The following is a 20,900-nucleotide window of genomic DNA, read 5'->3' as shown; positions in this document are numbered from 1 at the left end:
ATTAATAAGCATATATTTATGAAAATTTAATATAAATAAGTAATAAACTGATTTATATATACCAAATTCATGTTTTTAATATATTGGTTGAAACTCTTATATATAAAATTGTGAATACGATTTATTTAAATTCTGGATTTTTTTGATAAGCCTCCAGTGGTGACTGTAAAATCTGGCTTCCTGCGGGAATACTATGTGTAAGCCAGACATTTCCCCCAATAATAGACCCTCGACCAATCGTAATACGGCCTAAAATAGTGGCACCTGCATAGATCACCACGTCATCTTCAACAATTGGATGGCGTGTATAGTCTTTTTTCAAACCACCATCATCATTCGTTTCAAATCGTTTTGCCCCCAGTGTTACGGCCTGATAAATACGAACACGCTCTCCAATAACGCTAGTTTCACCAATCACCACACCTGTACCATGATCAATGAAAAATCCTTTACCGATTTTTGCACCCGGATGAATATCAATACCAGTTGCAGAATGCGCCAACTCGGAAATAATGCGCGACAATAAAGGCACTTGGGCATACAGTTGATGCGCTATTCGATGATGAATAATCGCAAATATGCCCGGATAGCAAAGTAATACCTCATCCACACTATGCGCCGCCGGATCGCCTTCATAAGCAGCACGCACATCGCCGTCTAAAAGACGTCGTATAGAGGGTAAGGTGTTGGCAAAATCCTGCACAATATTTTGAGCAAGTTCTTCTGGCTGTTGGACTGCGTTCGAATGACTCAAATGACGTTTTGCTTCATAATTTAAAGCCAGTTGTACTTGAGCATGTAAGGCTGTGAGTACCCGATTTAAAGTATAGGCAATATAAGAATCTTCAGTTTCTTGACGTAAGTCAGCAGGGCCTAAACGCATTGGAAATAAAATTCCGCACAGGTCATCTAAAATAGCTTTTAACACTTCTTTAGATGGAAGTTCACGGCCCCCAAATTCTTTGGTCCTGTGTTGCTGCTGACGCCAGTCATGCCTTGCTTGTTGCAAACCTTGTACAACAGCATTAATGTTCCATTGAGTCACAAGCTTTCCTTGATTCACTGAAAATTGATTAAAATATTAGTCTTGTTGCCAAGGAAGTTGATGGATGCGCCAGCCATTTTTTTGATTACGCTGTTGCTGATCATTTAGATCGCCTTCGAAGCCTTCAAGAACGTTATAAATGTGCTCAAAACCAGCATTAAATGCGGCTTCGGCAGCTTGTGCTGAACGGTTGCCACTACGGCATAACAAAAGAATGGTTTTATCTTTACCAACTTTTGATTCAAGTTCTTTTAAAAAGCGTGGATTACGATTAAATGACGTGCCTGTTGCCCATGCAACATGGATACTTTCAGGGACATAACCCACAAATTTGCGTTCTTCATTGGTACGCACATCAACTAAAACAGCTTCTCCTTGTTGTACGAGTTGCCATGCGTCAACAGGTGATAAACTGCCATTAAAATTTAGTTCGTGTTCTTGTGCATATTGCTGTGCTTTAGCAAGAATATCTTCGGCCGAAAAGGATGTATTTGAACCATTTGAGATAAAACTTTGTGGAGTTTCAGTATTTAATTTAGCGTTCATTGAATATATCCTTATCTTTGATTCAGATTGTTAAGGTTCAATTTACGCGTTTTTAAATATAAGCAAAAATAAGGAATATCTATTTATATATATTATTTTGATAAATAAGAATGAGGGATATTTTTATAAAAATAGTATTAGTTAATCTTATAAACTTATTAAAATAAAATAGATTTAAGAAATTTTAATAGTTAGTAAAAAACCGTGTGAATTAAAATAATCCACACGGTTTTAAAAATTAAGCAAATCCACCATTTACTCGAATGACTTGTGAATTTACCCAACGTCCATCTGGACTAGCCAGCATGGCAACTACGCCAGCAATTTCGTCAGGTGTCCCGATTCTTTCCAATGGAGCAAGTTTTGCAATAGCTTCCACTTGCTCGTCAGTTTTCCTATTATAAAAAAGGTCAGTACCTGTCGGGCCGGGCGCAACGGCATTTACAGTAATATTCCGTCCGCGTAACTCATTTGCTAACACATGTACCAAACCTTCGACACCTGCTTTTGAAGCAAGATAAGGACCATATGCCGGAAAAGATTTGGCAATTACACTGGTTGAAAGCGCAATAATCCGACTACCATCTGGCACTGTTTCGGCCGCATGCGCCAATATTAAAAACGAGCCACGTAAATTAGTATGAATCACTTTATCGAAATCTGGCAGGCTTTCAGGTGTAATTTTTGCCATAGGCATAATACCGGCACTATGAACCACAACGTCTAATTGACCATTAATGGCCTTTGCCTCTTGAAATAAACGGCTCACCTCATGTTCATTTGCAACGTCCGCTTTAATAGCTGAGGCTTGACCACCTTGCTCAATAATATGATCTACAGTTGCTTGGGCATGAACCTTATTGCCAGCATAGTTAACAATGACATAAAAGCCATCTTGTGCTAAGCGTTCAGCAATAGCACGACCAATACCACGTGATGCGCCAGTAACCAGAGCTGTTTTTCTTGAAATATTCATTTTTAGATTGCCTGTTTGAGTAAGTATGGCTTATTTTAATAATATAGAAATATGGGATAAATCATCAGAATTGGATAAGATAATTCCATATAAATTAATAATTGGCAGAGTTAAAAGCGAGCACTATGGATAAATTTGATACCTTGCAACTTTTTACCCGCATCGTAGAGCTAGGTAGCTTTAGTCAGGCAGCCGATCAGCTAAATATCCCACGTGCTACTGCAAGTAATGCCATTAAGGAGTTAGAGAGTAATTTACAGTGCCGTTTGCTAGAACGGACGACTCGGCATGTAAGACCATCACTAGATGGACAGGCATTTTATGAACGCTGCACACAAATATTATCGGAACTTGATGATGCAGAATCATCTTTACGCAATGTAATTGCTCAGCCCCGTGGTTTATTACGAGTCGATTTATCAGGCGCACATGCGACTAAAATTGTTTTACCCAATATCGATCAATTTCACGAGTTGTACCCCGACATTGAACTAGTAATCAGTACGGGGGATCGCTTGGTTGATCTGATTAGGGAAGGGATAGACTGTGTGGTGAGAGCGGGGCGTTTGGATGATTCCACTTTAATTGCTAGACATTTGGTGGATATGCCACAAGTGATTTGTGCAAGTCCTGACTATTTAAATAAACATGGAATGCCACAGCAACCAGAGGATTTGTTATCACATTATTGTGTTAATTTCTTTTCGACATCAGGTGGACGGAATTATCCATTTGAATTGATGGTGAACGGTAAAAAACAAGATTATTTTTTAAAAAGCTGGATCGCGGTAAATGACGCTGAAAACTATGTATTATCTGCTTTACGTGGGGCAGGTTTAATTCAGGTCCCGCGCTACCATGTGGCAAATGAGTTAAAAGACGGGCGACTGGTTGACGTTTTATCTGAGTGGGAAATCCCGAAGATGTCAGTTTCTGCTTTATATCCGCAGCATCGGCAGCTCTCGCCACGCGTACGAGTTTTTGTTGCTTGGCTGAGTGAGTTATATACGGGGTATTTTTCAAAATAACCATAGCGTATAACGTATAGGTAGAATGCTCTCTAGCACATATAAAATTCTGGTGAATATGTGATTGAATTACCTAATGCAAATGATTGGATCGTCAGAAATTCTGACCCTAACAGTCTCGAACGAATTGAAGCCTTTTTTACCGATCATGCTTATGAGTCGCATCGCCACGATACTTTTGCAATTGGTCGAACATTAACAGGTGTTCAAAGCTTTCATTATCGTGGAGAGATGAAACATAGCTTGCCAGGTATGACGATGGTTTTGCATCCTGATGAAAAACATGATGGCGAGTCAGGTAGTCGAGACGGTTTTAGATATCGGATGGTGTACGTAGAACCTGCAACACTACAGAAAATTATGAAGGGTAAACCTTTACCATTTTTTGAAAATGGCTTGAGTCAGGATCCCCGTTTATTTAAAGCAACTGATGTTTTATTACAGGGGATGGACCAGTATATTGATCCGTTAGAAAAACAAGATGCTTTATATGATCTGGCAACCACACTTTACGAAATTTCTGGTAATAATCAGCGTACCTCACATGCTTATGACTATGTTGCAGCGGAGCGAGCTAGAGAATTTATACATGCCTCTTTATATGAAAATATCTCTTTAGATGATATTGAAAAAAATGTGGGACGAGACCGCTGGAGTCTTTCACGCGATTTTCGACTACTGTTTGGTACAAGTCCACATCGATATATGACTATGCGTAGGCTGGAAGTTGTGAAGTCCTGTTTGATGTATGGAGAGTCCTTAACTCAAGCTTCATTGATTGCAGGATTTTTTGATCAAAGCCACATGACACGTCATTTTTTAAAAGCATTTGGATTGACTCCAGCCAGATGGCGGATGATCAATAAGCTCTCTTCATAAACAAAAGCTAGCCTGTTTAGGCTGACATAGACTTTATCTTAAATTAGATGCATACCTTTCAAAAAATCATAAAGCATAAATATGCCGGAAATGATTAGCATCAATCCCATGGCTCGGTTTATACGATTAAACCAGATTTTATTTTTAATTTTTTTACCTAACACAGCACCTGCCCAAGAGTAAAGGCAGGGCGCGCCAGCTGCACCCAGTGAAATGAGCAATGATACGAAGAATATTTGAACGCCAATGATATGTGCAGTAGGGTACATAATGGTTGTAACAGGCAAAATGACTAAAATCCCTTTGGGGTTTAAAGCTTGTATCCAAAAACCATTCCAGAACGAAAGCACCTGAACTTCAGTGGCCTCATTATTCAGATCGATATCTGACTTTAACATTTGATATGAAAGGTAAAACGTATAACATGCACCAAATAAAGCAATATAGTGCAAGGCATTTTGTGGAATGATCGCGGCGCCGATATATCCAAAAATCATGAATAACATCAGCATTGCACAACCGACACCCATAAAAAAATAAATTGTTCTTTTGAATTGTCCGGTAAGCCCAGCGTTTAGCCCCATAAAATTTACTGGACCGGGGCTATACATCACACTCAAGGTATAAAAAAAGATTTCCATAACGTATCTACTGAAACAAAAAACAACCCAGCATAGTGACTCGCAAATTTATGGTCTTGTACGTTTGTGATGGCTCCTGCACAAACGTACAAGACGAGAAAAATCTGAGTGAGTCATGATGAGCGGTCTAAAATAAACGATTCAGGAAAGAGATTTATGTTTGACACAAAAATTGCGCTGATTGTCCGTAATGATCTTGCGACGTGGCAGAGATTAAATGTGGTGGCTTTTTTGGCAACGGGGATTGCCTCTGCTGTACCTGAAATGCTGGGGAAACCTTATATCGATTCAAATGGCTATGAGTATGGCAACATGCTAGGGCAACCGATGTTGGTATTTGAGGGGGATTTATCTGGTCTACAAAAAGCGCATAGGAAAGCAATTGAGCAAGATTTAACGATAATTCCCTATGTACATGCTATGTTTTCTACAGGCAATGATGAGGATAATCGAGCTGTATTTTTGGCCGAAGATGCGAATCAATTAAATTTGGTTGGGCTAGCATTAAGAGGACCTAAAAAGGCAGTTGATAAGGCAATTAAAGGACTTTCTTTGCATCAATAAGATTTTTATTGGAAGAATGATAAAACCCACTTTTTGAGCAAAAGTGGGTTTTATTTAAAAAATGATAATTAAACTTTATCTTGCGTCTTGGTCTCAAAATCGCTGGCATCATGGCGTTCATGCAACTGTGTGGCTAAATCACCAAAGGTACGGTTGACCATACGGCCACGTTGTACCGCAGGGCGCGCTAGAATCGCATCTGCCCAGCGCTGAACATTTTTATATTGATCGACACCTAAAAACTCCGCACCGTTATACACCCAGTTTTTAACAAGACCACCATACCAAGGGAATGCTGCAATATCAGCGATGCTATATTCAGAACCAGCCAAATATTCGTTTTTTGCTAGATGCTTATCTAAGACATCAAGTAAGCGTTTTGTTTCCAAGGCAAAGCGGTTAATTGCATATTCAATTTTGACAGGGGCGTAGGCATAAAAATGCCCAAAACCACCACCTAGGTAAGGCGCGCTGCCCATTTGCCAAAATAACCAATTAAGGCATTCAGTACGTGCAGCAATATCAGTTGGAATGAAAGCCTTAAATTTTTCAGCCAAGTAAAGCAAAATTGAGCCAGACTCAAACACTCTTAATGGCGGGTTTTGGCTATGGTCAACCAATGCTGGAATTTTAGAGTTTGGATTAATTTCCACAAAGCCACTGCCAAATTGCTGACCTTCACCGATTTTAATCAGCCATGCATCATATTCAGCATCTTGATGTCCTAATGCTAAAAGTTCTTCTAGCAAAATAGTGACTTTTTGGCCATTAGGCGTTGCTAAAGAGTAGAGCTGGAGCGGATGTTTACCGACGGGAAGTGTATGCTCGTAACGCGCACCTGAGGTAGGTTGATTTAAATCGGTTTTTTCTCCAGTCCATTGCCAAACTTGTGGAGGAATATAGTTTGAATCACTCATTTTCTATCTCGTGTTTGGTGTAAATATAAGGATTTATTTATGTCGCAAGGCAAGCCATTTTTTTACGGTCGGACGTTGCCATTGCTGTAATGCATAGTTTTTTAAACGTTCTGGTACAGCATCACCATTTTGAATAAGGCGTTGCAACATTAGGGCAAGTTCAGCATCCACAATGCTCCATGAACCAAAAATAAATTCGGCATCAGGCGCGAGAAGTTTTTCTGCAACAAAGAACAGTTTCTCCGCAGCTTTTTCGCCTTCTTCTGAAAGTGGAGTTGACTTGGGTTGAATAAAAATAACATCGGTTGGACGCTCAGTTCTTAGTGCAACTAAGTCCGATCGGAGCCATGCCTGAATTTGTCTTGCTCTTGCGCGTGCTTGAATATCTTTCGGATAAATAGCTGTGTTTGGATAAAGCTCTTCTAAATATTCCAAAATGGCAGAAGATTCTGATAAGGCAAAATCGTTATGTTCAAGTACAGGCACTTTGGCAGTTAATGACTTTGCTACATAAGATTTTTCAAACTGGCCTTGCTGGCCTAAGTTGATGGTCGCTATTTCAAATGGAATTTGTTTTTCATGTAGCCCTACAAAAACTGTAAACGCATAGGGGCTTAGAAATTGTGAATCTGTGTACAGCTTAAAATGTTCATTATTCATTGTTATTGTCCATGTCATAAAACAATCGAATCTAGTCTAAGTGAGCTGATCCAAGATTGGGTAGCTTTTTTGTGGAAAAGCTTTATCGGTTTTTGAATTAAGCCATTTCAGTGTTCAACGTTAGGGCTTAATGTGCTGAAAATGTTGACGAACAATATTAAGCCACGCCTGTACAGCTGGTGAGACAGGAAGATTCTTTTTCCAAGCCATCACTAAGTGCCACTGAATATTTGGTTTTTCGAGTGGCACTGCTGCAAATAAAGTCGGGTCAAGCATGTCAGTATAATACTGTGGGAGAAGTGCAATCCCCATTCGTTGTAATACCATATCTGCTAAGAGGTGCCATTGGCTGGTCCGGCAAGCAATGGTCGGGTAAAAACCATGCTGCTTACAGGCATCGAGAATAATACTGTTTAAAGAGAAATTTTCAGGAAACATTAAAAATGATTGGTGTTGTAGCTCTTCTAGATTTATTTTTTTGCGGATTGCCCAAGTGGCATCCCGACGTAAAAGAACCATTAAAGGGTAGTTACATAGCTCAATGCTATTAAAGATTTGCTCATCAAAAGGCTGTAATAAAACGCCAACGTCCAACTCATTGTTAAGCAAAGCTTGCTCAATACCGCGTGAACCAACCTCCATAAAAGCCAATTCAATATCTGGTAATTGCTGATGATAATCAAACAGGGCAGTCGTCAGAAGCTGCGAACCTAAAGGCGGAACGCCAAGTTTTAAAGTTCCTGTTTTTAATTGTTGGTAGTTTTCAATTTCAAGAAAGATGTTCTGTTCTGCCTGAAGAAGCTCGATTGCATGTTGATAAATGCGCTCTCCAATTTCAGTTAACTCGATTTGTCTTTTACGGCCATGATCGGGTTTAACCAAAAGCTGTACCTGAAGTTGCTCTTCAAGCTGCTGTAATATTTTACTAATAGTGGGTTGAGTCAGATACAACTCTTCAGCAGTACGGGTAAAACTTTTAGTTTTAACCAGAGTAACAAAGCACTGTAATGATTTTAGAGAAAGCATAATAAAGAATAGATTATTCCATTTTGGAATAATATTAACATAAATAATTCATATTTAGCAGGTCTAACCAAGCTAGCATAATAGTGTAGTTAACCATCTAATTTCGCAAAATGAGTACTGAATCTGCTTCTGGAACACCCAAACAACCTTCACTTTTAGTTTTAGTTAAACAAATTTTGATTTTGGCTGGATTTTGGTGGATCGGGTATCTTTTACATCAAAAGCTCGGTGTACCTGTCTCGGCAGGTATTTTAGGTATGTTTTTATTACTTTTATGCCTGTTCTTTAAAATTATCAAAATGGATCAGGTGGCAATGGGAGCAACTGTGGTTTTAGGTGAGCTATTACTGTTTTTTGTGCCTGTAGTCGTTGCCGTAGTTCAGTATAAAACCTTGTTTATGACCGAAGGGTGGCAAATTGTCTTGAGCATTGCGGTTGGGACCATTTCAGTCATGCTCAGTACCTGCCTCACGATTCACTATTACAATCGTTTGAAAGCTTATTTACAGGCTAGAAAACGTCTTCAACATAAGCATATCTAAAGAGCAAACGACATGAATATCTGGTCAATTCTTTGTCTGATCTGGACTTTGGCAGCCTATGTTGTAGCAAAGCGGATCTATCAGAAAAATCCAAAACTTTGGTTGTCACCCGCGATTAGTGTGCCTGTACTCACCATCATTTTGATGACGGTTTTTGGAATTTCATACCAAACTTATTCAGAAGATACGCAGTGGATTGTTAATTTATTAGGGCCTGCAACGGTTGCTTTTGCTGTGCCGATTTATCGTTATCGGGAAACGATTCGTAAAAACCTCGGGGTCCTCTCGATTGCGATTATTGTAGGTATGAGTGTAGGCGTAATGTCTGCCTACGAAATGGCACAGTGGTTCCATTTTAGTCCTGAAGTCACCAATAGTTTGATGGCACGTTCTATTTCAACACCTTTTGCCATGATTTTAGCGGAAGATATTCACGGTTCGGCAGCGTTGGTTTCACTATTTACCGTTATTACTGGTTTGGTCGGTATGATTTGCGGCGATGCAATTTTAGCGATTACTAAAATCCGTTCTAATGTAGCAAATGGGGCAGCTTTCGGAAATGCAGCCCACGGTTTTGGTACAGTTAGAGCACAGCAGCGCAATAGTGAAGAAGGTGTAATTGCCAGTTTGACCATGGTAATCGCAGGTATTTTAATGGTACTGATTGGGCCATTTGCCATTCATCTATGGTTGCTACTGTAAACTTGGTTTAAGTTGGCTTGTCATGTTGTTGAATAATCTTTGATAGTTTTTTGATGGCTTGTTTCATTAGTTCGGGTTCAAAATCGCCTAAGCCAACAATTAACCCTGGACGTTGTTGTTCTTTTGAAAATGTCGGTGAAATTGCTTTAATGGCAATGCCTGCATCGACTGCCGAGCTTGCAACTTCGATGTCATTAATATGGTGAGCAAGCCATAACACCATATGCATGCCTTGATCGCCTGGCTGTAACCAAGTCAGTTTTTTAGGTATGTATTTTTCAATCAAGCCAATAATGAATTCACGGACTTCTGCATAGACATTCCGAGTCCGTCGAATATGCCGTTCCAAATAACCCTCTTGAATAAAAGCAGCCAAAACGTGTTGGTCGGCAGCAGGTGGGTGTCGATCAATTAAGACTCTGAGTCCACAAAAAGGAGCTACTAACTCTTTAGGCAATACTGCATAACCAAGTCTAAGTGATGGAAATAGGACTTTACTGAAAGTGCCAAGATAAATGACTTGGTCGGGTGCCATACCTTGCAAAGATGGGAAGGGCTGTCCGTTATAGCGAAGTTCACTGTCATAGTCATCTTCAATGATCCAAGCATTTTGCTGTTTTGCCCAAGCTAATAAAGCAGTGCGTCTGGCAAGACTCATCGGCATGCCAAGTGGATATTGGTGAGACGGTGTCACAAAAGCAGCACGTGCATGTTTTGCAAGTTTAATTCCAGTTTCAACCTGAATACCTTCTTCATCAACAGGAACACGCACCATGCGAATGTTCTGTACAGCATGTTCAAAAATGGCTGTTGTACCTCGATAAGCCGGATCCTCAATCCAGACTTCATCTTTTGCTTCAAATAAAATCTGGCTACAAATATAAAGTGATTGCTGGATGCCAGGTGTAATCACAATTTGTTCAGGTTCACAGTGGACAGAGCGGGATCGGCGTACATAGTCGGCTATAGTAACTCTTAGTGATAGCACGCCTTGAGGTTCGCCATAACCCGAGGGAGCACCTGCACCTCGTGATCTATATTTATTACCAAATTTACGCCAGATATCACTTGGTTGAGTACGACCGACGGGGACAGATACCGCAAAAGGAACATGAGGAAGTGGCTTAAATTCATCAAGCACTTTGGCATAAGAACGTGCCGATTTGGTCAAAGATATCGAGTTAGGTTTATTTTCTTTTGATGAATGTTGTATTACAGATGTTTTAACCAAAGCATGAGACACATAAGTACCAGTTCGTGGTTGAGAGTCAAACACACCTTCAGCTAAAAGCTGATCGTAAGCTTCAATAATGGTTCCGCGAGCGACCCCAAGTGTTTGAGCCAATTCGCGTGAAGAAGGCAAGGGATCGCCGGGTTGTAAATCACCACTTTGTACAGCTTCACGTAAAGCTTGAGTCAGTTGGGCACTAATCTTTCCTTGGCTTTTGTCAATCTTCGCAATAGACGGAAGTTCCACAACTTTTGCCATTCTTGCCATAATTCTGGTCTACTTAAAAAAATACAAAGTGGTTCTTTTTAATAAACCACAGAAACCAGAAAATTTACAATACAAAATATAAATAGCCCTGATATTTACAGCGAGGTTTTTAGCCATGTATATCCCTGATGATTTTGCAGAAAACAGTTTGGATGTATTGCATTCTCTTATTGCAGAACATCCATTTGGAGTGCTTTTTACTCATCGAAGTAATGGCTTAGATGCAAATCATCTTCCATTCGAATTACAGGCAAGCGAAGGGAACTTGGGTGTGCTACATGCGCATGTGTCACGAAATAATTCTGTTTGGCAGGATATTAAAAGTGGAGATGAGGTAATTGTCGTGTTCCAAGCAGGCGATGCTTATATTTCACCAAACTGGTATCCATCTAAACATGAACAGCACAGACAAGTACCGACATGGAACTATAGGGTTGTGCATGCTTATGGCAAAGTGACAATTCGGGATGATGAGCGTTATATTCGTGGTGTAGTGGCTCGCTTAACCCGCACTCATGAAGCATCTCAACCTGAACCATGGAAAATGTCCGATGCACCAAAGGATTATCTTGAACCGATGTTAAAAGCCATTGTAGGTATTGAGATTGAAATTACCAAGCTGCAAGGAAAATCAAAACTTGGGCAAAACAAAGAACGCCGTGACATTTTAGGCGCGGCAGATGGCCTATCGAAATCTGGTCATCAAACTATAGCGAATGCCATGTACAGTGTGGCTGAGTTAAATAAATAATTTTGAAAATATAAAAGCTTAATATCAATTGAGGAGAAAAAGATGTCTTTGACTACACCTGTTGAATTAGTGGGTGAGCACGTTATTTTAAAGCCGCTAGATGTAACTCAAGCTGAAGCGCTCAAAGAGGCCGTTTGCGATGGGGAACTCTATAATCTTTGGTATACCCGTGTGCCAAGACCTGAACAGATGACTGCTGAAATTGAAAGACGTCTTGATTTGCAAAAATCCGGCTCTATGTTGCCATTTTATATTGAAGACCAAAAAACGGGACGAGCGCTGGGCATGACAACACTAATGCATATTGAAGAAGCACATCGCCGTGTAGAAATTGGTTCGACGTGGTACCGAAAGTCTGCACAGCGTACGCCTGTAAATACTGAATGTAAGAAGCTATTGCTGGCTCATGCATTTGAGACTTTAAACTGTATTGCTGTTGAGTTACGCACATCTTCTTTAAATGTTCAAAGTCAAGCCGCGATTGTACGCTTAGGTGCAAAACTCGATGGTGTGCTAAGAAGTCATCAAATTGTGAAAGATGATATTTTGCGGGACACTCATGTTTATAGCATTTTGAAACATGAGTGGCCTGCGGTCCGTCAAAATCTAGAATGGCTATTGAGCAAACCGCGCTAAAAGGAATTTTAAGCAAGCTGTTTTTCTCTTTTTTGGCTTAGTCAGAAGAGAGAAGCTGCGGCAATCATTAACCTGAAGTTAATAACAACTCATCTAGGTTGATTGATCGAAACTCCATAAAGCGTTTTTATAGATTCAGAACAAAACTGCGATCTATAGGTAAACACATGGAAGGCTCAGTTCAGAATAAAGAACGGTTATGGACAAAGCGGCGTCATGCCAAACAACTAAAACTAGAGATGGCAAATCGATATACCGATGGTGTGGTGATTCCAACTCAAGACATTATTAAAGTTTTGGAAACCTTAATTACACCGGGTGACAAAGTTGTACTCGAAGGGAATAACCAAAAACAGGCTGATTTTTTATCGCGCTCTTTGGCTCAAACCAATCCAGATATTTTGCATGATTTGCATATGATCATGCCAAGCGTAGGGCGTTCAGAACATCTTGATCTGTTTGAAAAAGGCATTGCGCGTAAACTCGATTTTTCTTTTGCTGGCCCACAAAGTTTACGTATTAGTCAGTTGATTGAAGATGGACTATTAGAGATTGGTGCCATTCATACCTATATCGAGTTGTATTCACGTTTGGTGGTCGACCTCATTCCAAATGTGGTGCTCTCAGCGGGCTTTATGGCAGACCGTCAAGGCAATATCTATACAGGTCCAAGTACAGAAGATTCTCCAGCACTTATTGAACCCGCGGCTTTTAGTGATGGTATTGTGATTGTTCAGGTCAATGAACTGGTTGATGATGTCTCGGAGTTACCACGTGTCGATATTCCTGCTTCTTGGGTGGATTATGTGGTGGTGGCAGATCAGCCATTTTATATCGAACCGTTATTTACTCGTGACCCCAAACACATCAAGCCAGTGCATGTGCTTATGGCGATGATGGCAATTCGCGGAATTTATGAAAAGCATAATGTGCAATCGTTAAACCATGGTATTGGTTTTAACACTGCAGCGATTGAATTGATTTTACCGACTTATGGTGAGTCTTTAGGTTTAAAAGGAAAAATTTGCCGAAACTGGACACTGAATCCGCATCCAACTTTAATTCCAGCGATTGAAACAGGTTGGGTTGAAAGCGTGCATTGTTTTGGTACTGAACTCGGTATGGAAAAATATGTTGCAGCTCGTCCCGACGTGTTCTTTACAGGTCGTGATGGTGCTTTACGTTCCAATCGTATGATGTGTCAACTCGCGGGTCAGTACGCCGTTGATCTATTTATTGGCGCAACTTTGCAAGTTGATGGCATGGGGCATTCTTCGACTGTCACCAAAGGCCGTTTAGCTGGTTTCGGTGGTGCACCAAATATGGGGCATGATCCGCGTGGTCGTCGTCACGATACGCCAGCATGGTTAGATATGCGTTTGCAAGGCGCCAATGAAACAGAAACTTATTTGGCACGTGGTAAAAAACTGGTGGTGCAAATGGTGGAAACCTTCCAAGAGGGTGGCAAGCCAACTTTTGTAGATCGCCTTGATGCGATTGATGTGGCTAAAACAGCAGGCCTACCTTTAGCACCGATCATGATTTATGGCGATGATGTGACCCATTTACTCACGGAAGAAGGCATTGCTTATCTATATAAAGCAAGCAGCCAAGAAGAGCGCCAAGCCATGATTGCTGCTGTGGCAGGTGTGACCAGTATTGGTTTAACTCAAGACCCTAAAACAACAGCACGCTTAAGAAGCGAAGGCTTGGTGGTATTCCCTGAAGATTTAGGTATCCGCCGCACCGATGCAACACGTGAGCTTTTAGCAGCGAAAAATATTGCCGACTTGGTGACATGGTCTGATGGTTTATATCAACCCCCTGCAAAATTCAGGAGTTGGTAATGATGGCACAAGTTCAATATCAAACATTTAGCGAAAGTCAGCTTTTGGCAAGTTTAGCGGTCGAAGCGTTAATTGATGAAGTTAATCTGACACCGAAACCAGCTTTGGTAGATCGCCGTGGCAGTGGTGCACACAATGACCTGACTTTGGAGTTAATGGAGCGCTCTGCAAAAAGTTTACGCCCGATGTTTGAAGAAATGGCTCAAGCAGCCATACATCATGGTGAGATTTGTTTAGCCTTACGTGAAGATATTGGTGAAATTGGCCGGCAAGGTGAAAAGACCATGATGTTGGCGACAAATGGTGTCAACACACACCGCGGTGCAATTTGGGCATTAGGATTAATGGTAACGGCAGCAGCATTGGCGCGCACGACTCAGCAATATTTATCGGCTGTTGAGCTATGTCAGTTAGCAGGCCAGATTGCTCAGCTTGAAGATCGTTTTATTCCAAAGAAGGCTTTGAGTCATGGTCAACAAGTACAGAAAAAATTAGGTATCTTAGGAGCCAAAGAACAGGCTCAACAAGGTTTTCCAACTATTGTGAATTTTGGTTTAAAGCAACTTTATCAAAGTCGTAGTAAACCAATGAAAGAAGAGTTCGCTCGTTTAGATGCCTTACTTGCGATGATGACTGATCTAACTGATACCTGTGTGCTTTATCGATCTGGAACATCTGGCTTAAAGCTTATGCAACAAGGTGCTCAGCAAGTACTTGATTTGGGCAGTAGCTCAAGCTTGGAAGGTCGACGTGCTTTACATCTTTTAGAGATTGATCTGCTTAGGATGAAAGCTTCCGCTGGTGGCGCCGCAGATTTGTTGGCAGCAACCTTGTTTATAGATCGTGCTCAGCAGTCATCTTTAAAAAATAAAAAGGGATTTTGATGATGGAAACACTTCATTTTGAATTTGTGGCCACAGAGCCACCTGTAAAAAAAGCACTGGTAGGATGTGTAGGCTCTGGCGATTTAGAAATTTTGATGGAACCCGGTGAAAAGGGAAAGACCTCTATTCATGTCGTTACCTCTGTAGATGGCAGTGCAGCACGTTGGCACAATCTTTTTGAACGAATTTTTACTGCGCAAATACCGCCAGCGGTCAATATTGATATTCATGACTTTGGTGCAACTCCCGGTGTTGTTCGCTTACGTCTGGAACAAGCATTAGAGGAGATTGCTCATGACTGATATCGAGAGCTTGTTAAATAAACAAGATTTTATTGAGCTGAGTGCGAGAAAGCGTGCTAAAGCGCTATTAGATGAAGGGACTTTTCGGGAGTTACTCGACCCATTTGCACGTGTTATGTCGCCTTGGCTCGTTAAACAGAACATTGTGCCGCAAGCCGATGATGGTGTAGTGATTGCAAAGGGAACTATTCAAGAACAGCCAGTAGTTTTAATTTCTATTGAAGGTTTATTTCAAGGTGGCAGTTTAGGCGAGGTGGGCGGTGCCAAAATTGCGGGTGCCTTAGAACTTGCGGTTGAAGACAATCTAAAAGGTATTCCAACAGCTGCAATTTTATTGTTGGAAACGGGTGGCGTTCGTTTACAAGAAGCAAATCTAGGCTTGGCTGCAATTGCTGAAATTCAGGCTGCAATTGTGAACTTACGTCAGTATCAACCCGTGATTGCTGTGGTCGCAGGCAGTGTAGGGTGCTTCGGCGGTATGTCAATTGCGGCTGGCCTATGTAGCTATATTGTAATGACACAAGAAGGGCGTTTAGGCTTAAATGGCCCGCAAGTAATTGAACAAGAAGCTGGTGTACAAGAATATAACGCCAAAGATCGTCCATTTATATGGAGTATTACTGGTGGTAATCAGCGTTTCGCTAGTGGTTTGGCAGATGCTTATGTTGACGATGATCGCCAGAAAATTCGTCAGCAAGTCACCTATTATTTAACTCAAGGGGTACCTCATCAGCATCGTAGTTCAAATTACACATTCTATTTAGAAAAGCTACAACAAGTTGATACTGCTGAGCAGATTACCCCAGCACAAGTTAAAGCTTTGTATCAAGGAGAGCAAGCATGAATATCGCCGTTGATACATTAAAAGCATCTACTCGTGGTGCACATTGGTTTAAAGCATTTACACAGGACTTTAAGACAGTTGAAGGTTTTCCAGCTTCGGTTTGGGTGTCTGATGGTCAGATTGACCAGCAAGCGGTACGTGTAATTGCCGTTGTTCAAGACAGCAATAATCTGTTCCCTCGGGCAAAACAAGGGGAAGTTGGACTCTTAGAAGGCTGGAGTTTAGCAAAAGCAGTTGATGACGTGGTTCAAGCCGATGCACAGACTGAAACTAAACGCGCTATTTTATGTTTGGTTGATGTTCCAAGTCAGGCCTATGGGCGCCGCGAAGAATTATTAGGTATTCATCAAGCTTTAGCGGGTGCAGTAGATAGCTATGCCAGAGCCAGATTGGCAGGTCATCCTATTGTGAGTTTATTGGTAGGTAAGTCGATGTCGGGTGCTTTCTTGGCGCATGGATACCAAGCCAATCGTATTATTGCCTTAAAAGATTCAGGTGTTATGGTGCATGCAATGGGTAAGGAATCTGCTGCACGCGTTACCTTACGATCGGTTGATGAGTTAGAGCAATTGGCATCAAGCATTCCTCCAATGGCCTATGACATTGAAAGTTATGCCACGCTGGGTTTGTTATCTGAACTGTTATCTGTTGAAAACCCTGAACAACCGACAAACGATGATCTTTTGTTAGCAAAACAGGCAATTGCTCGAGCATTTAAAGAAATTAATGCTGATCAATCGAGAGGGTTGGAACAAAGACTTCACGGCCAAAACCGTCAAATGTCTAAAAAAGTCCGTGAATTATTGCGTGAGCAATGGTCATGAAACTTAAGCTCGAAGCCCATGATTTACTGTGGGGCATGACGGTCGATTACTTGGCCGATGATGCTCCATATTGGGTGAAAGAAGTATTGCAACGAGGTGATCCTGTTGTAGTTCGACGGGCAATTACTCCGGTAGATCAGGTGGCTGTGGGTGTAAGAGGGCAATTTCGTCATCAACGCTATGCAGCTCAAATGTCACGATCTGCAATTAGCAGACAGCTTAAACCCGAAGCATTGACTAATCTAGATGCAGTTACGCAGCAGTTTGAGCACTTGGTAGAACGTTTACAGAGCATTTCTAACATTATGAAAAACTTTTCAGGATGCTGGGGATATACAGGAAGTTTTGGGTTTGAACTGGCAACGGGCATTAAAACAGTAACCGAGCAAAGTGACATAGATTTATTGATTCGAGCTGAACAGCCTTTTGCCAAAAAGCAGGCAGTTGAGTTACTCGAAAATTTTCAGCAAGCCAGGCTGAATGTGGATATACAGCTTCAACTTCCACAAGGTGGGTTGGCGTTAAAAGAATGGGCTAGGAACAGTGGAAAAGTTCTATTGAAACGTCCTGAGGGTGCTGTTTTAGTAGAAAACCCATGGAATTAGGGAAATAGATATCATGGCTTCAATTTGGGTATATCCGGGACAAGGTGTGCAACGAAGCAATATGCTGCACGACTTACCTCAAAACGCTCTGGTTAAAGAATACCTTGAGCGTGCATCGGATGCACTCAAAGAAGATGTCTTGATGTTAGATAGTCCGGCTGAATTGCAATCGACACGTGCAGTACAGCTTTGTTTACTGATTTCAGGTGTGGTGAGTTCAGCTTTATTAACAGCGGAAAACTTAACACCTGACTATGTGGCTGGTCTATCAATTGGTGCATGGTCGGCTGCGGTTGTAGCAGAAGTTTTAGCCTTTGAGGATGCCGTTCGTTTGGTTGCCTATCGAGGTGAACTTATGCAAAACGCTTACCCCGCTGGATATGGCATGACAGCTCTGATTGGTACAGATCGTTCAGCTGTCGATGCATGGGTCAAACAGATTTATGAAATAACGCCAAAGGTTTTTGTCGCAAATATTAATGCACATAACCAGATCGTTATTTCAGGAAGCTTTGAAGCCATGAACCAAGTTGCTGTTTTGGCAAAGCAACAAGGCGTGGTGGCAAAAAAATTAGATGTATCGGTACCATCGCACTGTGAATTATTAAGCCAGCAAGCAAAGCAACTTGCAGCATCTATGGAGGGAGTGACTTTAAAGCAGCCTAAAATACGTTATTTAAGTGGAACAACGGCTCGTACGCTTGGCAGGCCAGAACAAATTGGTGATGACTTGGCTTTTAATATGAGTCGAACTGTAGATTGGGAAAGCACCATCCAAGCTGCATGGGAGCGAGGTGTAAGGTTACAGATAGAAGCTTTGCCGGGAACGGTACTTACTACACTTGCACGTCGAACGTTTAAAGAAGGAACTGTATTGTCATTTCAGGGAACACGTTTAGACAGCATTCAATTGGCAATGCAAAACGAAAATAATGCTTCTTTGTAATTACAATACAAATTAAAAATTGAGTAATAACCCAAGGATATGAGGGATTTACAATGATTATTTATGGAACAGCAATATTAGCGATCTGCCATTTATTAGGTGACTATCTTGGCAACACCTTAGGCATGGTATTAGGCGTTAAAGCCAATGTCGGTGGAGTGGCTATTTCGATGATTCTGTTAATCTTATCTAAAGAGTTATTGGCAAAAAAAGGTTACTTACCTCAAGTCACACAATTTGGCGTCTTGTATTGGTCAGGTATGTATATTCCGATCGTAGTTGCGATGTCAGCAGGTCAAAATGTGGTTGCCGCTTTATCAGGGGGCATGTTAGGACTGATTGTCTCTATTGCATCGTTAATCGGTACGGTTTTAGTCATCCGTTATTTAAATAGAATTAGTGGCGACTATGAAACCTATGAATGGACGATAGAATCCAAAGAAAAAATAGCCTAAGCAAACATAAACTACAAAAAGTTCAATCAAAAAGGATTTAAATGATGGACGCTATAATTGCTGTGTTATCAAAAAATGCATTAGTTACTGCTCTTGCAGTAACGGGTTTAATGATGTTCGTTTCCCATCTACTCTCAAAATATTTGACGAAAGGGAAACTACAAAGTTCTGCAATTGCGATTACTTTAGGTTTGGTTGTTGCTTACTTTGCAGGAGTTTATACGCAAGGAACCAAAGGTGTTTCGGACATCGCTATTTTTTCTGGTTTTGCCCTGTTGGGCGGAGCCATGATTCGTGATTTAGCTATCGCTTCAACTGCATTTGAAGTTGATGTGAAAGAAGTGAAGAAAGCAGGCAAAATTGGTCTAATTGCATTAATGCTTGGTTGTGTTGTGCCTTTTGCAATTGGAGTTTTGGTTGCATGGAGCATGGGCTATCGAGATCCAATTTCGATGACAACGATTGGTGCAGGCGCAATGACTTATATTGTAGGTCCAATTACTGGTACTGCAATTGGCGCGAGTTCTGATGTCATCGCACTTTCTATTGCAATTGGTTTAATCAAGTCAGTTTTCTTTATGGTCGGTACGCCACTTCTTGCGAAATTTATGTATCTAAAAAGTCCACGCTCTGCCATGGTCTTTGGCGGTTTGGCAGGAACAACCAGTGGTACAGCTGCGGGATTGGCAGGTACAGATGTACGATTGGTACCTTATGGCGCTTTAGTTGCAACCTTCTATACAGGACTAGGGTGTTTACTTGGACCTTCTGTCTTTTTCTTAACTGTTAATGCGATTTTTGGATAAATTTTTGAAAATCCTACAACGGCAACTCATTATTCTTTAATAAGTTGCCGATATTTATCTTTTAAAATTAGAGGCAAACATTCGACATTCAGCAATCAGAGCAAGTAAGTTTGGGTCGCGTTCTTTACTTTTTAAAAAGACCAGACCAATTTCTTGTTGCAAGTGGTATTGCTGTTTTAAGGGAATAAGTTTTACCGAACTTTCATAAACCGCAGAAATACGGCCGGGTAATAGTGCAAAACCTACGCCTGAGCTGACCATACTAATTAAGGTAAAAATATCATTGACCTGTAAAGCAACTTTTGGTGAAAAACCAGCTTTTTTAAAAATGATGTCGCTGTCGTTATGAGTTGCAAAACCCTTAGTTAAAGTTAGAAAAGTTTCTTCTTTTAAAAGGCTTAAATCAATATCTTTAAAATCGGCATATTTTGAATCTTTATTGACTGCCAGAAAAATGTCGTCGGAAAACATCGGCAAAATTTCAAAGTCATCATCTTGAGTGGTTTCATTTAAAGCCACGATAATGGCATCCAGCTCAGTTGCTTTAAGCTTTTTCACCAAATCCTGATTCGAGCTCAGCAACAGTTGAATATCAAGCTCACTGCGTCTGATTTTAAGGCCGCTAATCACATTTGGAATCGTATTTACAGTTAAAGAATAAAGAGAACCTAAATGTAAAACCTTGGCTGCAAAGCCTGCGGCTTCTCTGGTTTTATTTACGGTAATAAAAATGTCTTGTACGATTTTTTGTGCCCGTTCTTCAAAGACATAAGCACTTTTTAAAGGAATGAGATTACGGCCTTCATTTTTAAAAAGAGGGCAACGTAAAGCGCTTTCTAAAGAGTGTAAGGCTTTATGAACACTGACATTACTCAACTGCATTTCTGTGGCTGTTTTAGACAAATTTCCACAGCGCATAAAAGCTAAAAAAATCTGTATTTTTTTAAGGGTAAGTTCTTCATCAATTTCCATATTA

The 20,900-nt window shown here is 40.8% G+C and carries 25 protein-coding genes; 16 read left to right on the top strand and 9 right to left on the bottom strand.

The features are described from left to right. Positions 1-121 precede the first annotated feature (121 nt). From epsC to MKL51_RS09610, 3 genes are all read right to left on the bottom strand, one after another. A complete protein-coding gene (epsC, locus tag MKL51_RS09620; RefSeq protein ID WP_080612910.1) occupies positions 122-1,063 on the bottom strand; it encodes a serine O-acetyltransferase EpsC in 942 nt (313 codons plus the stop codon). 18 nt (positions 1,064-1,081) lie between these two features. Continuing rightward, on the bottom strand, positions 1,082-1,591 hold the full coding sequence (locus tag MKL51_RS09615; RefSeq protein ID WP_017481583.1) for a rhodanese-like domain-containing protein: 510 nt from the start codon (positions 1,589-1,591) through the stop codon (positions 1,082-1,084). 238 nt (positions 1,592-1,829) lie between these two features. Continuing rightward, positions 1,830-2,567, bottom strand: a complete 738-nt coding sequence (locus MKL51_RS09610; protein WP_017481584.1) for an SDR family oxidoreductase — start codon at positions 2,565-2,567, stop codon at positions 1,830-1,832. Between the two features lie 125 nt (positions 2,568-2,692). Here MKL51_RS09610 and MKL51_RS09605 point away from each other — a divergent pair, with 125 nt between their 5' ends. Then, positions 2,693-3,595: a LysR family transcriptional regulator gene (locus MKL51_RS09605; protein ID WP_017481585.1), complete on the top strand. Its 903-nt coding sequence runs from the start codon at positions 2,693-2,695 to the stop codon at positions 3,593-3,595. A 60-nt stretch (positions 3,596-3,655) separates the two neighbouring features. Then, complete coding sequence (locus MKL51_RS09600; protein ID WP_017481586.1) at positions 3,656-4,474, top strand: AraC family transcriptional regulator; 819 nt, start codon at positions 3,656-3,658, stop codon at positions 4,472-4,474. 38 nt (positions 4,475-4,512) lie between these two features. Here MKL51_RS09600 and MKL51_RS09595 read toward each other — a convergent pair whose 3' ends face one another. Then, positions 4,513-5,115 carry a LysE family translocator gene (locus tag MKL51_RS09595; protein ID WP_031945056.1) on the bottom strand — a complete coding sequence of 201 codons (603 nt, stop codon included), beginning with the start codon at positions 5,113-5,115 and terminating at the stop codon, positions 4,513-4,515. Positions 5,116-5,271: 156 nt separating this feature from the next. Here MKL51_RS09595 and MKL51_RS09590 point away from each other — a divergent pair, with 156 nt between their 5' ends. Then, positions 5,272-5,679 carry a DUF2000 domain-containing protein gene (locus MKL51_RS09590; RefSeq protein WP_017481588.1) on the top strand — a complete coding sequence of 136 codons (408 nt, stop codon included), beginning with the start codon at positions 5,272-5,274 and terminating at the stop codon, positions 5,677-5,679. A gap of 68 nt (positions 5,680-5,747) precedes the next feature. On the opposite strand, the gene yghU is transcribed toward MKL51_RS09590, so the two are convergent. The 3 genes from yghU to MKL51_RS09575 form a co-directional block, all read right to left on the bottom strand. Then, a complete protein-coding gene (gene yghU, locus MKL51_RS09585; RefSeq protein ID WP_017481589.1) occupies positions 5,748-6,596 on the bottom strand; it encodes a glutathione-dependent disulfide-bond oxidoreductase in 849 nt (282 codons plus the stop codon). Between the two features lie 33 nt (positions 6,597-6,629). After that, positions 6,630-7,256: a glutathione transferase gene (yfcF, locus tag MKL51_RS09580; protein ID WP_017481590.1), complete on the bottom strand. Its 627-nt coding sequence runs from the start codon at positions 7,254-7,256 to the stop codon at positions 6,630-6,632. Between the two features lie 120 nt (positions 7,257-7,376). Further along, complete coding sequence (locus tag MKL51_RS09575) at positions 7,377-8,282, bottom strand: LysR family transcriptional regulator (protein WP_017481591.1); 906 nt, start codon at positions 8,280-8,282, stop codon at positions 7,377-7,379. Positions 8,283-8,392: 110 nt separating this feature from the next. Between MKL51_RS09575 and MKL51_RS09570 the strand changes: the two genes are divergently transcribed. Continuing rightward, positions 8,393-8,824 carry a CidA/LrgA family protein gene (locus MKL51_RS09570; RefSeq protein ID WP_002114274.1) on the top strand — a complete coding sequence of 144 codons (432 nt, stop codon included), beginning with the start codon at positions 8,393-8,395 and terminating at the stop codon, positions 8,822-8,824. Positions 8,825-8,836: 12 nt separating this feature from the next. Next, on the top strand, positions 8,837-9,526 hold the full coding sequence (locus tag MKL51_RS09565; RefSeq protein WP_017481592.1) for an LrgB family protein: 690 nt from the start codon (positions 8,837-8,839) through the stop codon (positions 9,524-9,526). Positions 9,527-9,533: 7 nt separating this feature from the next. On the opposite strand, the gene pdxR is transcribed toward MKL51_RS09565, so the two are convergent. Then, entirely contained in the window at positions 9,534-11,024 is a 1,491-nt protein-coding gene (gene pdxR / locus MKL51_RS09560; protein ID WP_017481593.1) for a MocR-like pyridoxine biosynthesis transcription factor PdxR, read from the bottom strand. Positions 11,025-11,139: 115 nt separating this feature from the next. Here pdxR and MKL51_RS09555 point away from each other — a divergent pair, with 115 nt between their 5' ends. The 11 genes from MKL51_RS09555 (at position 11,140) to madM (ending at position 19,924) form a co-directional block, all read left to right on the top strand. After that, positions 11,140-11,775 carry an FMN-binding negative transcriptional regulator gene (locus tag MKL51_RS09555; protein WP_017481594.1) on the top strand — a complete coding sequence of 212 codons (636 nt, stop codon included), beginning with the start codon at positions 11,140-11,142 and terminating at the stop codon, positions 11,773-11,775. Between the two features lie 42 nt (positions 11,776-11,817). Beyond that, a complete protein-coding gene (locus MKL51_RS09550) occupies positions 11,818-12,411 on the top strand; it encodes a GNAT family N-acetyltransferase (protein ID WP_017481595.1) in 594 nt (197 codons plus the stop codon). A 167-nt stretch (positions 12,412-12,578) separates the two neighbouring features. Next, positions 12,579-14,258 (top strand): malonate decarboxylase subunit alpha, encoded by a 1,680-nt coding sequence (mdcA, locus tag MKL51_RS09545; RefSeq protein WP_017481596.1) that lies wholly within the window; start codon positions 12,579-12,581, stop codon positions 14,256-14,258. Continuing rightward, on the top strand, positions 14,258-15,142 hold the full coding sequence (locus tag MKL51_RS09540) for a triphosphoribosyl-dephospho-CoA synthase (RefSeq protein WP_017481597.1): 885 nt from the start codon (positions 14,258-14,260) through the stop codon (positions 15,140-15,142). Before mdcA ends, MKL51_RS09540 begins: the two co-directional genes overlap by 1 nt. 2 nt (positions 15,143-15,144) lie before the next feature. Then, positions 15,145-15,444 carry a malonate decarboxylase subunit delta gene (locus tag MKL51_RS09535; RefSeq protein WP_025468447.1) on the top strand — a complete coding sequence of 100 codons (300 nt, stop codon included), beginning with the start codon at positions 15,145-15,147 and terminating at the stop codon, positions 15,442-15,444. After that, positions 15,437-16,288, top strand: coding sequence for a biotin-independent malonate decarboxylase subunit beta (locus MKL51_RS09530; protein ID WP_017481599.1), 852 nt, complete (start codon positions 15,437-15,439; stop codon positions 16,286-16,288). The genes MKL51_RS09535 and MKL51_RS09530 overlap by 8 nt, the downstream gene beginning before the upstream one ends. After that, positions 16,285-17,112, top strand: a complete 828-nt coding sequence (gene mdcE, locus MKL51_RS09525; protein WP_017481600.1) for a biotin-independent malonate decarboxylase subunit gamma — start codon at positions 16,285-16,287, stop codon at positions 17,110-17,112. Before MKL51_RS09530 ends, mdcE begins: the two co-directional genes overlap by 4 nt. Beyond that, a complete protein-coding gene (locus MKL51_RS09520; protein WP_025468449.1) occupies positions 17,103-17,717 on the top strand; it encodes a malonate decarboxylase holo-ACP synthase in 615 nt (204 codons plus the stop codon). Before mdcE ends, MKL51_RS09520 begins: the two co-directional genes overlap by 10 nt. Positions 17,718-17,730: 13 nt before the next feature. Further along, positions 17,731-18,663, top strand: coding sequence for a malonate decarboxylase subunit epsilon (gene mdcH / locus MKL51_RS09515; RefSeq protein ID WP_017481602.1), 933 nt, complete (start codon positions 17,731-17,733; stop codon positions 18,661-18,663). A 53-nt stretch (positions 18,664-18,716) separates the two neighbouring features. Beyond that, positions 18,717-19,118 carry a malonate transporter subunit MadL gene (gene madL, locus MKL51_RS09510; protein ID WP_002114391.1) on the top strand — a complete coding sequence of 134 codons (402 nt, stop codon included), beginning with the start codon at positions 18,717-18,719 and terminating at the stop codon, positions 19,116-19,118. 44 nt (positions 19,119-19,162) lie between these two features. Further along, the gene (madM, locus tag MKL51_RS09505) at positions 19,163-19,924 is read left to right on the top strand and encodes a malonate transporter subunit MadM (RefSeq protein WP_000338775.1); all 762 of its coding nucleotides are present in this window, start codon (positions 19,163-19,165) and stop codon (positions 19,922-19,924) included. 54 nt (positions 19,925-19,978) lie between these two features. On the opposite strand, the gene MKL51_RS09500 is transcribed toward madM, so the two are convergent. Next, the gene (locus MKL51_RS09500; RefSeq protein WP_017481603.1) at positions 19,979-20,896 is read right to left on the bottom strand and encodes a LysR family transcriptional regulator; all 918 of its coding nucleotides are present in this window, start codon (positions 20,894-20,896) and stop codon (positions 19,979-19,981) included. Between the last annotated feature and the right edge of the window lie 4 nt (positions 20,897-20,900).

Source organism: Acinetobacter sp. AOR18_HL (assembly GCF_027855145.1).
Taxonomy (GTDB): domain Bacteria; phylum Pseudomonadota; class Gammaproteobacteria; order Pseudomonadales; family Moraxellaceae; genus Acinetobacter; species Acinetobacter pittii.
The sequence above is the reverse complement of the archived record's forward strand: the minus strand, read 5'-3'. Positions and strand labels throughout refer to the sequence as shown.